The sequence below is a fragment of the Pseudomonas sp. P7548 genome, from assembly GCF_013386585.1.
In the GTDB taxonomy this organism is placed as follows: Bacteria; Pseudomonadota; Gammaproteobacteria; order Pseudomonadales; family Pseudomonadaceae; genus Aquipseudomonas.
In genome coordinates, this window is the sequence record NZ_JACARO010000014.1 from 55,519 (window position 1) to 67,893 (window position 12,375).

General features: G+C 63.5%; 13 protein-coding genes and 1 riboswitch. Of the genes, 1 reads left to right on the forward strand and 12 read right to left on the reverse strand.

The features are described from left to right. Positions 1 to 2 precede the first annotated feature (2 nt). From cobC to cobO, 9 genes are all read right to left on the reverse strand, one after another. Positions 3 to 578, reverse strand: a complete 576-nt coding sequence (cobC, locus tag HX803_RS07310) for an alpha-ribazole phosphatase family protein (RefSeq protein WP_178919824.1) — start codon at positions 576 to 578, stop codon at positions 3 to 5. After that, entirely contained in the window at positions 575 to 1,630 is a 1,056-nt protein-coding gene (gene cobT / locus HX803_RS07315; protein ID WP_178919825.1) for a nicotinate-nucleotide--dimethylbenzimidazole phosphoribosyltransferase, read from the reverse strand. The genes cobC and cobT overlap by 4 nt, the downstream gene beginning before the upstream one ends. Further along, positions 1,627 to 2,148, reverse strand: coding sequence for a bifunctional adenosylcobinamide kinase/adenosylcobinamide-phosphate guanylyltransferase (gene cobU / locus HX803_RS07320; protein ID WP_178919826.1), 522 nt, complete (start codon positions 2,146 to 2,148; stop codon positions 1,627 to 1,629). The genes cobT and cobU overlap by 4 nt, the downstream gene beginning before the upstream one ends. A 175-nt stretch (positions 2,149 to 2,323) precedes the next feature. Further along, on the reverse strand, positions 2,324 to 3,775 hold the full coding sequence (locus tag HX803_RS07325) for a cobyric acid synthase (RefSeq protein ID WP_178919827.1): 1,452 nt from the start codon (positions 3,773 to 3,775) through the stop codon (positions 2,324 to 2,326). Next, positions 3,772 to 4,761, reverse strand: coding sequence for a threonine-phosphate decarboxylase CobD (gene cobD, locus HX803_RS07330; RefSeq protein WP_178919828.1), 990 nt, complete (start codon positions 4,759 to 4,761; stop codon positions 3,772 to 3,774). Before cobD ends, HX803_RS07325 begins: the two co-directional genes overlap by 4 nt. Continuing rightward, a complete protein-coding gene (cbiB, locus tag HX803_RS07335; RefSeq protein ID WP_176996231.1) occupies positions 4,754 to 5,662 on the reverse strand; it encodes an adenosylcobinamide-phosphate synthase CbiB in 909 nt (302 codons plus the stop codon). Before cbiB ends, cobD begins: the two co-directional genes overlap by 8 nt. Next, positions 5,659 to 6,309, reverse strand: coding sequence for a 5,6-dimethylbenzimidazole synthase (gene bluB, locus HX803_RS07340; RefSeq protein ID WP_178919829.1), 651 nt, complete (start codon positions 6,307 to 6,309; stop codon positions 5,659 to 5,661). Before bluB ends, cbiB begins: the two co-directional genes overlap by 4 nt. Next, positions 6,306 to 7,697: a cobyrinate a,c-diamide synthase gene (locus HX803_RS07345; protein ID WP_178919830.1), complete on the reverse strand. Its 1,392-nt coding sequence runs from the start codon at positions 7,695 to 7,697 to the stop codon at positions 6,306 to 6,308. The genes bluB and HX803_RS07345 overlap by 4 nt, the downstream gene beginning before the upstream one ends. Beyond that, positions 7,694 to 8,305 carry a cob(I)yrinic acid a,c-diamide adenosyltransferase gene (gene cobO, locus HX803_RS07350; protein WP_025855821.1) on the reverse strand — a complete coding sequence of 204 codons (612 nt, stop codon included), beginning with the start codon at positions 8,303 to 8,305 and terminating at the stop codon, positions 7,694 to 7,696. Before cobO ends, HX803_RS07345 begins: the two co-directional genes overlap by 4 nt. Positions 8,306 to 8,383: 78 nt before the next feature. Next, positions 8,384 to 8,642: riboswitch (cobalamin riboswitch) on the reverse strand. A gap of 99 nt (positions 8,643 to 8,741) precedes the next feature. Here cobO and HX803_RS07355 point away from each other — a divergent pair. Then, the gene (locus HX803_RS07355) at positions 8,742 to 10,055 is read left to right on the forward strand and encodes a sorbosone dehydrogenase family protein (protein WP_178919831.1); all 1,314 of its coding nucleotides are present in this window, start codon (positions 8,742 to 8,744) and stop codon (positions 10,053 to 10,055) included. 42 nt (positions 10,056 to 10,097) lie between these two features. Here the strand turns inward: HX803_RS07355 and HX803_RS07360 are convergent, their stop codons facing one another. The 3 genes from HX803_RS07360 to hda all read right to left on the reverse strand — a co-directional run bounded on the left by HX803_RS07360 (position 10,098) and on the right by hda (position 12,330). Next, positions 10,098 to 10,637, reverse strand: a complete 540-nt coding sequence (locus tag HX803_RS07360; RefSeq protein ID WP_178919832.1) for a C40 family peptidase — start codon at positions 10,635 to 10,637, stop codon at positions 10,098 to 10,100. A 145-nt stretch (positions 10,638 to 10,782) separates the two neighbouring features. Next, a complete protein-coding gene (locus tag HX803_RS07365) occupies positions 10,783 to 11,412 on the reverse strand; it encodes a C40 family peptidase (RefSeq protein ID WP_178919833.1) in 630 nt (209 codons plus the stop codon). Positions 11,413 to 11,625: 213 nt separating this feature from the next. After that, positions 11,626 to 12,330 (reverse strand): DnaA regulatory inactivator Hda, encoded by a 705-nt coding sequence (gene hda / locus HX803_RS07370; protein ID WP_010208669.1) that lies wholly within the window; start codon positions 12,328 to 12,330, stop codon positions 11,626 to 11,628. Between the last annotated feature and the right edge of the window lie 45 nt (positions 12,331 to 12,375).

Below are 12,375 nucleotides of genomic sequence, written 5' to 3' on the forward strand. Positions count from 1 at the left end.
GTCTACTCCACTTCCTTGAGCTGGCCGCCTGCCGCGACCTGCAGGCGGAACAATCCGCCATGGCCGACTTCGACATTCAGCAACTGTTCACGAGGCAAACCCCGCGCTTGCGCCAGGAGTAAACGCATCACCCCGCCGTGGCTGATCAACAACACCCGCTGCCCGGCATAGGCCTGATGCAAGCGTGCGACGGCGCCCAGGACCCGGCGGGAAAAGTCACTCACCGGTTCCCCATCAGGCGGCGTGAAGCCATAAGGATCCGCCCAGAACAGCCCAAGCCCTTCAGCATCGGTGTCCATCAGCGCCGCAGCACTCTGCCCTTCCCAGGCGCCGAAGTGCAGCTCTTGCAGGTCCTTCTCCAGGCTCACCGGCAGGTTCAGGCGTTCGCCCAATTCCTCGGCGAAACGCGCACAGCGTTGCAGCGGCGAACTGACCAAACGGTCCCACGGCCCTTGCTGCAACACGGCGGCACGCATCTGCGTCCAACCGGTCGCCGTCAACGCATCGTCCAGGCTGCCGCGCAGGCCGCCGCCCAGTTCGGTTTCGCCGTGACGCAGCAGGTCCAGGTGCAAGATCATGCCGGGCGGTCTGCCACGGCGGCTTCGGCGAAGGTCGCCATCTGCCCGTGCAACGCACACGCCAGGCGCAACAACGGCACCGCCAGCGCCGCGCCGCTGCCCTCGCCCAGACGCAGGCCCAATTCCAGCAACGGCTGCGCCTCAAGGCTTTGCAGCACATGACGATGGCCCGGTTCGGCACCCCGATGGCCAAACACCAGCCACTCGCGACATGCGGGGTTCAGGCGAGTCGCGACCAGCGCCGCCACGCTGCAGATAAACCCGTCCACCAGCACCACGATGCCTTCCTGGGCACAGGCCAGGTAAGCGCCAACCAACGCGGCGATTTCAAAACCACCCAGGTTGAAGAGGGTCTGCAACGCATCGCCGCGCTGCCCCGCATGCAGGGCCAATGCACGCTCGATCACCGCCACCTTGTGGCTCACGCCTTGGGCGTTCAAGCCGGTGCCCGGGCCTGTCAGGTCGCTGACCTGGCACGCCAGCAACGCACACGCCAGCGCGCTTGCCGCCGTGGTGTTGCCGATCCCCATCTCACCGCCGATAAACAGCTGGGCACCGCTTTCCAGCGCACGGTGTGCGCTGTCGCGGCCGGCTTGCAGGGCGAGCCGTCCCTGAGCCTCGGACATTGCCGGGCCGTTGACGAAATTGGCAGTGCCCGCACCGATGTTCAGGTGGCGCACGCCCGGCAGGTTCAGCGCAGGCGTTACCGTGCCCAGGTCGACCACTTCCAACTGCGCATCCAGTTGCCGCGCCAATACGCTGATGGCCGCACCGCCGCTGACAAAGTTGTGCAGCATCTGCCCGGTGACTTCCTGCGGGAAAGCCGACACACCCTCCGCCACCACCCCATGGTCACCGGCAAAGATCGCGATCCACAGTGAATCCACCGACGGCTTGACCCTGCCCTGCAAGCCGGCCAATTGCACCGCCAAGGCTTCCAGCTGGCCGAGGGAACCGGGCGGTTTGGTCAATTGCTGCTGGCGCGCCAGCGCTTGGGCGTGCGCCGAGGCGTCGAGGGTTTTGCAGGGGTTGAGCCACCAGGAGTCAGTCATAACGCAGTACCTTTCAAAGTCAGGGGCAGGCCGGCGACCGTCAGGACAACGCGCTGACACCGCTCGGCCAAGGCTTGATGCAGCCAACCGGCTTCATCCACATAGCGGCGAGTCAATTCGCCCAGCGGCACGACACCCAGACCGGTCTCGTTGCTGACAAAAATGATTTCCCCCGGCAGCGCAGCCAGGGTGTCCAGCAGGTGATCGCGTTCGACCGCCAGGCGCCCGGCGTCTTCGAGCATCAGCAGGTTGGTCAGCCACAGGGTCAGGCAATCCACCAGCAGGCACTGCCCAGCGGCCGCGTGTTCGCGCAGTGCGCGCGCCAGTTCAAGCGGTTCTTCGATCAGCCCCCAGTGGTCGGGGCGGCGCTGGCGATGCAGGGCGACACGTTCATTCATTTCGCCGTCCAGGGGTTGGCTGGTGGCGATATAGGTGACCGGCAGGCCACTGTCGCTGGCGAGTTTTTCGGCCAGACGGCTTTTGCCGGAGCGGGCGCCACCCAAAATCAGTTGGTGCATGGAGTTAGCCCTTGTTTCGCCGATTGGATTTTCGAAACTGCCCCATTCCTATGTGGGAGCGGGCTTGCTCGCGAACGCGCTGGTCCAGTCAAAGCATCTGTAACTGAGAGACCGCATTCGCGAGCAAGTCGAATCGTCGCACCGCCGCTCCCACATTTGGGTCGTGTGCGCACCGTCAAATCCCACATAGCGTGCGCAGCAACTCGGTATCCAGATGGTTTTCCACCAGGTCCGCCAGGCGCTCGATATCACGTTCGCGCAGCGCGTGGTAATCCACCTCCTGCACATCCACCAGCCCGGCCCAGCGCAGCAAGGCGCTGCACGCCGCGGGCGTTTCAAACAGCCCGTGCAGGTAAGTGCCGAGGATTTGCCCGTCCGCGCTCCTGGCGCCGTCGCTGCGGCCATCGTCCAGTTGCACGGCGGCGTGCAACAGGGCATCGCCCGTCGTGACGCCGGCGTGAATCTCATAGCCGCTGACTTCGGCGTCTTCGAGCAGCAAACGGCCACGAACGTTGCGCAGCTGTTTTTCTGCTTCGAGGGTCGTGCTGAACGCCAGCAGCCCCAGCCCTTCGCTGGAACCGGCAGGCCCTTCCAGGCCCAGCGGGTCGTGCACCTGCTCACCGAGCATCTGCAAGCCGCCGCAGATGCCGAGCACCTTGCCGCCGTAGCGCAGATGCCGCGCCACGGCGTTGTCCCAGCCATTGGCACGCAGATACGCCAAGTCGGCGCGCACGCTTTTGGAGCCCGGCAAAATAATCAGGTCGGCAGCCGGAATCGGCTGGCCCGGGCCGACGAACTGCAAGTCCACTTGGGGATGCAGGCGCAGCGGGTCGAAATCCGTGTGGTTGCTGATACGCGGCAACACCGGCACCACCACCTTGAGCACCTGCGCAGCCTTGTCGATCTGGCGCCGGTCGATACCGTCTTCGGCTTCCAGGTGCAGGTCCATCACATAGGGCAACACGCCCACCACCGGTTTGCCGGTGCGGGCTTCGAGCCAATCCAGGCCCGGCTGCAACAAGGCGATATCGCCACGAAAACGGTTGATGATGAAGCCCTTGACCCGCGCTTGCTCGGTGGGCGACAACAACTCCAACGTGCCGACCAAATGGGCAAACACGCCGCCGCGATTGATGTCGGCGATGAGCAGCACCGGGCAGTCCACTGCTTCGGCGAAGCCCATGTTGGCGATGTCATTGGCACGCAGGTTGATCTCTGCCGGGGAGCCGGCGCCTTCCACCATCACCACCGGGTAGGCTTGGCTCAACCGCGCGTGCGAGGCCAGCACCGCCTGCATCGCGATGGCTTTGTAGTCGTGATAGGCGACCGCGTTCATGCTGGTGACCGCGCGGCCATGGATGATGACCTGGGAGCCGGTGTCGCTGTTGGGCTTGAGCAACACCGGGTTCATGTCGGTGTGGGGTGCCAGGTTGGCGGCCTGGGCCTGCACGGCCTGGGCGCGGCCGATTTCACCGCCCTCGGCGGTCACGGCACTGTTGAGCGCCATGTTCTGCGGTTTGAACGGCGCGACCGCCACCCCTTGGCGGACCAGCCAGCGGCACAGGGCGGTCACCAGGGTGCTTTTACCGGCGTCGGACGTGGTGCCTTGCACCATCAATGTACTCATGAAGCTTCCTTGTAGGCGGCCAGGGCCTCATCGAGGCGCAACCAGTCGGCCTCGGTGTCGGGCAAGCCGAAGCGCAGGCTGCTGTCATGGACAAACAGCCGCAGCAGGATCCCGCGCTGAGCCATGAATTCGTGCATGCGTTCAGCGTGGGGCGTGATCAGCCATTGAAACAACGCACAGCCGCCCTGGGGCTGGAAGCCGTGGCGTTCCAGCAAGGCAAACAGACGCTGGCCCGCCTCGATGCAACGTGTGCGTTGGCGCGCCTGACCGGCAGTGTCGCGCAGGCACACCTGACCCATCACGCGCGTCGGCCCGCTGACTGCCCAGGGGCCGACCTGTTCAGCCAGCAACTTGAGCAGCTTGCGTTCAGCCAGCACAAACCCCAACCGCACCCCGGCCAGGCCGAAGAACTTGCCAAACGAGCGCAACACGATCAGGCCAACCTGGTGGGCCTGGCCCGCCAGGCTCAATTGAGGGGTGACGTCCATGAAGGCTTCGTCCACCACCAGCCAACCGCCGCGCTGGGCCAGGCGTGAGTGCCAGTCGAGCAGGCGTCGTGGGGTCAGGCTCAGGCCGGTGGGATTGTTGGGGTTGACCACCACCAGTACATCGAGGCCATCAAGAAAGAAGTCGACTTCCTGCTCCTGCACCTCGCGCACCACATAGCCGGCGCGACGCCAGGCTTCGGCGTGTTCGGCATAGCACGGCGACAACACGCCGACTTTGCCGGCACGACGCAGGCGTGGCAGCAACTGGATGGCCGCCTGGGAACCGGGCACCGGCAACAGGTGCGCAGCGCCGTAGTATTCGCTGGCGGCCTGCTCCAGGCCGTCATCGGTTTCGGGCAAGCGGGCCCAGGCGCGCAACGGGATCTCCGGGATCGGCCACGGCCAGGGCGCGAGGCCACTCGACAGGTCGAGCCAATCGGCCTCGGCAATCCCGTACTGAATCGCTGCCTTGCGCAGCCGGCCACCGTGTTCAAGCATAGAATTGCGCCCCCGCGCACAGGATCAGCAGCCACAACCATACGCCGCGCTGCACCAGTTGCCAGCCCCGGTCGATGGAATCGGCATCCGCCGCCGGGCCTTCGCCCAATTGCGGGCGATGGTGCACTTCACCGTGATAGATCGCGGCACCGCCCAACTCCACACCCAAGGCGCCGGCACCCGCCGCCATGACCGGGCCGGCGTTGGGGCTGTCCCAGGTCGGGCCCTGGGTGCGCCAGCATTTGAGCGCCAGGCGGGTCTTGCCGAGCACGGCGTAAGTCAACGCCACCAGGCGTGCGGGAATGTAGTTGAGCACGTCGTCGATCTTGGCCGCAGCCCAACCGAAACGCTCGAAGCGTTCGTTGCGATAGCCCCACATGGCGTCGAGGGTGTTGCTCAAGCGGTAGAGCACCACGCCCGGCACGCCGGCGACTACAAACCAGAACAGCGCGGCAAACACCGCGTCGCTGCCGTTCTCCAGCACCGATTCGGTGGCGGCGCGGGCGACTTCGGTGCTGTCCAATTCGCTGGTCTGGCGGCTCACCAGGTAGCTGACGCGTTTGCGCGCTTCGTCCAGGTCATCGCTGCGCAAGGCCTGCGCCACCGGAATCACATGCTCGCCGAGGCTGCGCATGCCGAGGGCGCAGTACAACGCGAGAATTTCCAGTACCCAACCGATATACGGCGCCCACGACAGCGCCGTGGCCAGCAGGGTCAGCGGCACCACCGCGATAAACCACGCGGTCACGCCATGGCTGCGCCAACCGCGCCCACCGGTGTTGAAACGTTGCTCGATGCGCCCGGCGAAATTGCCGAACGCCACCAGCGGATGCCAGCGCCTGGGCTCGCCCAATAGCGCATCCAGCGCCACCGCAGCGACACACAGCAAGGCCACACTCATTGACTCACTCCCCACGCATTCTCATACAACATGTCACTCAGCGGCCGAGGCTCGGTCCAGCCTTCGAGCTGCAACATCGGTGCCGGATAGAACTCGGCCACCGGCCCCAGGCACAGCACCGCCAGGGGTTTTGCGCCAGGCGGCAAGCCCAGCAGATCGGCCAGGGCCTGGGGCTCGAACAGCGAGACCCAGCCCATGCCCAAGCCTTCGGCGCGGGCCGCCAGCCACAGGTTCTGGATGGCACAGGACAGCGAAGCCATGTCCATTTCCGGCAAGGTGCGACGGCCGAAGATATGGCGCTCGCGGTCATCCATCAACGCCGCGACCAATACTTCGGCGCAGTCGTGAATGCCTTCGACCTTGAGCTTCATGAACTCATCGGAGCGTTCGCCCAACGCCTCGGCGGTGCGTACGCGCTCTTCTTCCACCAGTTGTTGAATCTGCCCACGCAGTTGGCGGTCGCTGATACGGATAAAGCGCCAGGGTTGCATCAGGCCGACGCTGGGGGCCTGATGGGCAGCCTGGAGCAAACGGTGCAGCAACTCAGGGGCAACGGTGCCGCCGCTGAAGTGGCGCATGTCGCGGCGTTCGGCGATGGCGCGATAGATGGCCTGGCGGTCGGCTTCGGGGAAGGCGTTGTCAGTCATGGCCTCTTCGCGGGCAAGCCCGCTCCCACATTGGATGGGGTTTCAACTCGGTACATTGTGGGAGCTGGCTTGCCTGCGATGACGGCCTCCCGGTCTGGCGCAAACAAGGCGGCCACTGCCACGGGATTGGATGGAAAATAGAAATGTACGTAGGACGCGGTCATGCGGCCTTGCCGGTAGACCGCCTCGGCACCACGCCCACCGTTGGGGCTAAGGCCACGGGCAATCGGCTGCCACTCGGTGGTCGTGAGGGAGTGGTGATAGGTATGGCCGCGCAGCGTGCCTTCGGGCAGCTCGACATTTTGCAGCGCCAAGGCCGCCAGTTTCTTTTGCATCACGGCATCGCCTTGCAGCAGGCCCACCAGTTCGGCGCGGACGCCATCGACATCAGTCAGCGAATCGAGCAGGTACAGCATGCCGCCGCATTCAGCGAGCAAGGGTTTCCCGGCGGCATGGTGAGCGCGGATGGCTTCGAGCATCGGCGTGTTTTGCGACAGTGCCTGGTGGTGCAACTCCGGATAGCCACCCGGCAGGTAGAGGCTGTCGGCATCAGGCAATTGGCGGTCATGGATCGGCGAGAAGAAGTGCAACTCGGCACCCATCGCGCGTAGCAGGTCGAGACTGGCGCCGTAGGTAAAGGCGAAGGCTTCGTCGCGGGCCACAGCAATACGCACGCCTTCGAGCAACGGCTCGGCCACGATCACTTCGGGCGCGGCAAAGGTGACCGGAGGCGGTAAGGCGACTTCGCAGCTGCTGCCCAGTGCTTGAGCGGCGGCATCCAGGCGCACATCGAGATCATTCAATTCGCTGGCTTGCACCAGCCCCAGGTGTCGGCTGGGCAGTTCGATCCCGGTTTCGCGGGACAATGCGCCATACCAGCGCAAGCCTTCAGTGAGGCTGCCTTCCAGCAACTGCGCGTGACGCAAGGTGCCGACGCGGTTGGCCAGCACGCCGGCAAACGGCAGGTCCGGCTGATAACGCGCCAGGCCCAGGGCCAGGGCACCGAAGGTCTGGGCCATGGCGGTGCCGTCGATCACGCCCAGCACCGGCACACCGAAGTGCCGCGCCAGGTCGGCGCTGGAGGGCGTACCGTCGAACAGGCCCATCACGCCTTCGATAAGGATCAGGTCGGCCTCACCGGCCGCCTCCCACAACAGGCGGCGACTTTCCTGCTCGCCCACCATCCACATGTCCAGCTGGTACACCGGCGCACCGCTGGCACGCTCGTGGATCATGGGGTCGAGGAAGTCCGGACCGCATTTGAACACACGCACCTTGCGCCCCAGGTTGCGGTGCAAACGCGCCAGCGCGGCGGTGACGGTGGTTTTGCCCTGGCCGGACGCCGGTGCGGCGATCAAGACGGCCGGGCAATGACGGGGCTGATTCAAAGTTCGACGCCCTTCTGTGCCTTGATACCGGCCTGGAACGCGTGCTTGAGCATGCCCATTTCGGTGACGGTGTCGCCCATTTCGATCAATTCGGGTTTGGCGCCACGGCCAGTGACCACCACGTGTTGCATCGGAGGTCGGGCTTGCAGGTCGCTGAGCACCTGGTCCAGGTCGAGGTAACCGTGCTTGAGGGCGATATTCAGCTCATCCAGCACCACCAGGCCGATGGCCGGGTCTTGCAGCAGTTCGCGGGACACCGCCCAGGCGGCTTCGGCGGCGGCGATGTCGCGCTGGCGGTCCTGGGTTTCCCAGGTGAAGCCTTCGCCCATGACGTGGAAACGCACTTGCTCGGGGAAGCGGCGGAAGAACAACTCTTCACCGGTGCTGTTACGCCCCTTGATGAACTGCACCACACCGCACTGCATGCCGTGGCCCATGGCCCGGGCCAGCATGCCGAATGCGGAACTGCTCTTGCCTTTGCCGTTGCCGGTCAATACCAGCAGCAAACCGCATTCATTGGGGGAGTTGGCGATGCGCTCGTCGATCACGGCTTTTTTGCGCAGCATGCGCGCCAGGTGGCGTTCGTCGCGGTCGGGGGAATCGGTCATGGCAGCTCTCCGTTGGGGCTGGACAAAAACGGCGGGCAGGAAAAAGAAAATACAGACAGCCAAGCATCGCCCACCGTGATGCTGTTGGATGCTCCGGGCCGGTCTCCGGGCTCATGAGTGGCGCCCTGCCCTTGTGAAAAGAGCGAGCAGGCCGACGTTGCGCCTTCCCATATCGCGCGCGATACAGTGGCAAAAGGCAGCGTCTTGACTCATTTACCGTTGCGGGGGCAGCGCCGGAATCGCGGCAGCACTGTGTACAAGTGCGCTCACTCACCGGCTTCCCTGTTTCACCCTGTCGACGCATACGCCACAGAGCACCTGGAACAAGCCGCGAAGGTTAGTGGGTTGGGGGTGGAGCGTCAATTAAAGCCGGCCTCGCACTTGAACCATCGGACCGCCGTACTCCTCTACCCTTACAGGTATTCAGGAGAACACCATGCATAAAACCAGACTCGCCTTACTGATCATGCTCGCAGGCACCCTCGCCGCCTGCGGTGAAAGCTCAACGTTGCAGGTGTCGGACGGCACCGGCCCTTCGCCCAAGTTGCCCGAACCGAACAAGACACTGATCCCCACCGTCAACATCGCCCCGGCGATCGGCTGGCCTGATGGCGCAAAACCCACGGCGGCCGCTGGCACCCAGGTGGCCGCGTTCGCCGAAGGGCTGGACCACCCGCGCTGGCTGTATGTGCTGCCCAACGGCGATGTGCTGGTGGCCGAAACCAATGCGCCGCCCAAACCGGATGATGCCAAGGGGATTCGCGGCTGGGTCATGGAGAAGGTCATGGGCCGCGCCGGCGCGGGTGTGCCGAGCCCGAACCGCATCACACTGCTGCGCGATGCCGACCACGACGGCGTTGCCGAGACGCGCACAGTGTTCCTGGAGAACCTGAACTCACCGTTCGGCATGACCCTGGTCGGCAACGATCTGTACGTGGCGGACTCGGACCAACTGCTGCGCTTCCCCTATCAACCGGGCGAAACCACGATCAAGGAAGCCGGCACCAAAGTGGTCGACCTGCCAGGCGGCAGCATCAACCACCACTGGACCAAGAACGTAGTAGCGAGCAAAGACGGCAGCAAACTGTATGTGAGCGTCGGCTCCAACAGCAACGTCGGCGAAAACGGCCTGGAAGCGGAAGAAGGTCGGGCGGCGATCTGGGAAGTGGATCGCGCCACGGGCCAGCACCGCATCTTCGCCTCAGGCCTGCGCAACCCGAATGGCATGGCTTGGGAGCCGCAGACGGGCAAGTTGTGGACGGCGGTAAATGAGCGTGACGAGATCGGCAGCGACTTGGTGCCGGACTACATCACGTCGGTCAAGGATGGCGGCTTCTACGGCTGGCCTTTCAGTTATTACGGCCAGCACGTGGATGTGCGCGTTTCGCCGCAGAACCTGGAGCTGGTGGCCAAGGCCATCGCGCCGGACTATGCCGTGGGCCCGCATACGGCATCGTTGGGGCTGACCTTCGCAGAGGGCAACAAACTGCCGGCGCAGTTCAGCAACGGGGCATTTATCGGCCAGCATGGATCGTGGAACCGCAAGCCACACAGTGGCTACAAGGTGATCTTTGTGCCGTTCGAGGGTGGCCAGCCTAAGGGGCAACCGGTGGACGTGCTGACGGGGTTTCTCGATAAAGATGAGAAGGCCATGGGGCGGCCGGTGGGTGTGGTGGTTGATCAGCAGGGGGATTTGCTGGTGGCCGATGATGTGGGGAACAAGGTGTGGCGGGTGTCGCCAGTCAAATAAATACAAAACCCGTAGGAGCCGGCTTGCCGGCTCCTACGGGTGTTATGGGTTGCGAGCCAGGTTTGTTGGCAACACGCGCTTGGCGCTCAGGTAAGCATTCTGCCAATACGCCTTGGACAAGGTATCCAGCTTGACCGTACCGCCGGTTTGCGGCGCGTGTACGAAACGCCCCTCCCCCACGTAGATCCCGGCATGGCTGACCTGTGAACCGCCACCGGTGGCGAAGAACAGCAAGTCGCCGGTCTGCAGGTTCTCTTCGCTGACGTCCTGAGCACGCATCACGATCAGCTCGCGGGTGGTGCGCGGCAACGAGATACCCGCCGCGTCACGGTAGACAAAGCCGATCAAGCCACTGCAGTCGAAACCGGAGTCCGGTGTGTTGCCGCCCCAGCGGTAAGGCGTGCCAACCAGGCCCAGCGCACGGAAGAGCACGTCTTCGGCAGCAGGCGAGAAGCTCTGACTGGAATAGTTGAACACGGGCTTGGGCTTGGCCGCCACGAACGCAGGGGGCGGTGGACGGCTTGCGCAGGCGCTGAGGAGCGCGGCGCAAACGAGAAGAATGAGGCGGGCTGAGGTCGACATGGGCAGAACAATCCTGGTCTGGATGCGGCTTTTCGCTGCCGAACGCTGAAAACCAGAACGCGCAAGCAAAGCTCGCGCGAACGGATTACAACAATATCCAGGGATTCTAGCGCTTACACGTCAAACTTCAAGTATCACTTTAAGTTTACTTGCTAGCGGTAACCGTCGTCGGGGCCATGGCGAGTGCGCGCTTGGCTTCGATGAAGGTTTTGCTCCAGTAGCTGTCACCCAGGTTGTCGACTCGAACACCGCCACTGCGACGGCTGCTGGAGTGGATAAACTGGTTGTCGCCCAGGTAGATACCTGCATGGCTTACGCGACCACGACCCGCCGTACTGAAGAAAAGCAGATCACCCGGCTTGAGGTTGTTGCGCGCGACCAACGGTGCATCCACGTTGATCATTTCGCGGGTGGAGCGTGGCAGGTTCATGCCCGCTTCTTCGCGGAACAGGTAGCCGATGAAGCCGCTGCAGTCGAAACCGGCTTCAGAGGTACCGCCGAAACGGTAACGGGTACCGATCAGGGACATGCCGCGTTCAAGAATGCTGTCGGCCAGAACTGGAAGCTGATAAGGCTTGTTGCCGGCGAAGTCGGCCAGTTCCTTCTCGGTTGCAACTTCTTCCTCATAGACAGTGGAAGACTGCGATGCAACGAATTTTGCCTGGGACTGCTGTTGGGTTTTCTGCTGCTCTGCCACTTGCTGAGGGTGGGAGGCGCAACCAAACAACAGGGTAACGAGTGCGAGGGGCACGAGGGGTGCGAAGCGATTTAGCATGGGCACGACCGTGGCTGATATGTAAAGAAGTCGAGACTATGCCCGCTATCAGATCGATTTGCAAATTCAATCGTGATCTATGTGACTTCTTGTTTGGACTATGACATCTAAGCCCTTAACACCCTATACGTGCCTTTTGCGTGGCCAAACCGGCCCAAACGCAGGTTTTCTGGCGCCTGTAATTTGCCAGAAGCCCCGAAACACAAGGGTTGGCTACCAGCCGAGGGTTTCCTTGAGGAAGGGAATGGTGAGCTTGCGCTGGGCCTGCAAGGAGGCCTGGTCGAGTTGTTCGAGCAAGTCGAACAACGCACTCATGCTTCGAGTGCCGCGCGTGAGGATAAAGTGCCCCACTTCGTCAGTGAGGTGCAGGCCGCGACGGGAAGCGCGCAGCTGCAAGGCGCGCAGTTTGTCTTCGTCGGACAACGGGCGCATCTGGAAGATCAACGCCAGGGTCATGCGCGACTTGAGGTCGGCCAGCTTGATCGGCAATTCGCGTGGCGAGGTGGATGCCGCGATCAACAGGCGCCGCCCACTGTCACGCAGGCGGTTGAACAGGTGAAACAACGCCTCTTCCCACTCGGCCTTGCCGGCGATCGCTTGCAGATCGTCCAGGCACACCAGCTCGTATTGTTCGAGATGGTCGAAGATACCAATCCCACGATCCATCAACTCCGCCAGGGGCAGGTAAACCGCCGGCTCGCCCATCTGCTCGAAACGCAGGCACGCGGCCTGCAGCAGGTGGGTACGCCCCACGCCGTGTTTGCCCCACAGATAGATCAGGCTTTCAGTCCACCCGGCGTCGGCTTCGCAAAGCCGCTCGACATAGCCGAGTGCAGCGGCATTGGCGCCTGGGTAGTAGTTGATGAAGGTGGCGTCGTCACGCAGACGCACACCCAAGGGCAGCTGAATCGGTTTCATGCTGACTGAACGGCTCCAAACGAACCGTTAGTGGCCTCTGTGTAA

What these genes read in the sequence shown, in the direction of transcription:
- cobC (WP_178919824.1), bottom strand. Translation starts at nt 578, where the DNA reads ATGATCTTGCACCTGGACCTGCTGCGTCACGGCGAAACCGAACTGGGC.
- cobT (WP_178919825.1), bottom strand. Translation starts at nt 1,630, where the DNA reads ATGACTGACTCCTGGTGGCTCAACCCCTGCAAAACCCTCGACGCCTCG.
- cobU (WP_178919826.1), bottom strand. Translation starts at nt 2,148, where the DNA reads ATGCACCAACTGATTTTGGGTGGCGCCCGCTCCGGCAAAAGCCGTCTG.
- HX803_RS07325 (WP_178919827.1), bottom strand. Translation starts at nt 3,775, where the DNA reads ATGAGTACATTGATGGTGCAAGGCACCACGTCCGACGCCGGTAAAAGC.
- cobD (WP_178919828.1), bottom strand. Translation starts at nt 4,761, where the DNA reads ATGCTTGAACACGGTGGCCGGCTGCGCAAGGCAGCGATTCAGTACGGG.
- cbiB (WP_176996231.1), bottom strand. Translation starts at nt 5,662, where the DNA reads ATGAGTGTGGCCTTGCTGTGTGTCGCTGCGGTGGCGCTGGATGCGCTA.
- bluB (WP_178919829.1), bottom strand. Translation starts at nt 6,309, where the DNA reads ATGACTGACAACGCCTTCCCCGAAGCCGACCGCCAGGCCATCTATCGC.
- cobO (WP_025855821.1), bottom strand. Translation starts at nt 8,305, where the DNA reads ATGACCGATTCCCCCGACCGCGACGAACGCCACCTGGCGCGCATGCTG.
- HX803_RS07355 (WP_178919831.1), top strand. Translation starts at nt 8,742, where the DNA reads ATGCATAAAACCAGACTCGCCTTACTGATCATGCTCGCAGGCACCCTC.
- HX803_RS07360 (WP_178919832.1), bottom strand. Translation starts at nt 10,637, where the DNA reads ATGTCGACCTCAGCCCGCCTCATTCTTCTCGTTTGCGCCGCGCTCCTC.
- HX803_RS07365 (WP_178919833.1), bottom strand. Translation starts at nt 11,412, where the DNA reads ATGCTAAATCGCTTCGCACCCCTCGTGCCCCTCGCACTCGTTACCCTG.
- hda (WP_010208669.1), bottom strand. Translation starts at nt 12,330, where the DNA reads ATGAAACCGATTCAGCTGCCCTTGGGTGTGCGTCTGCGTGACGACGCC.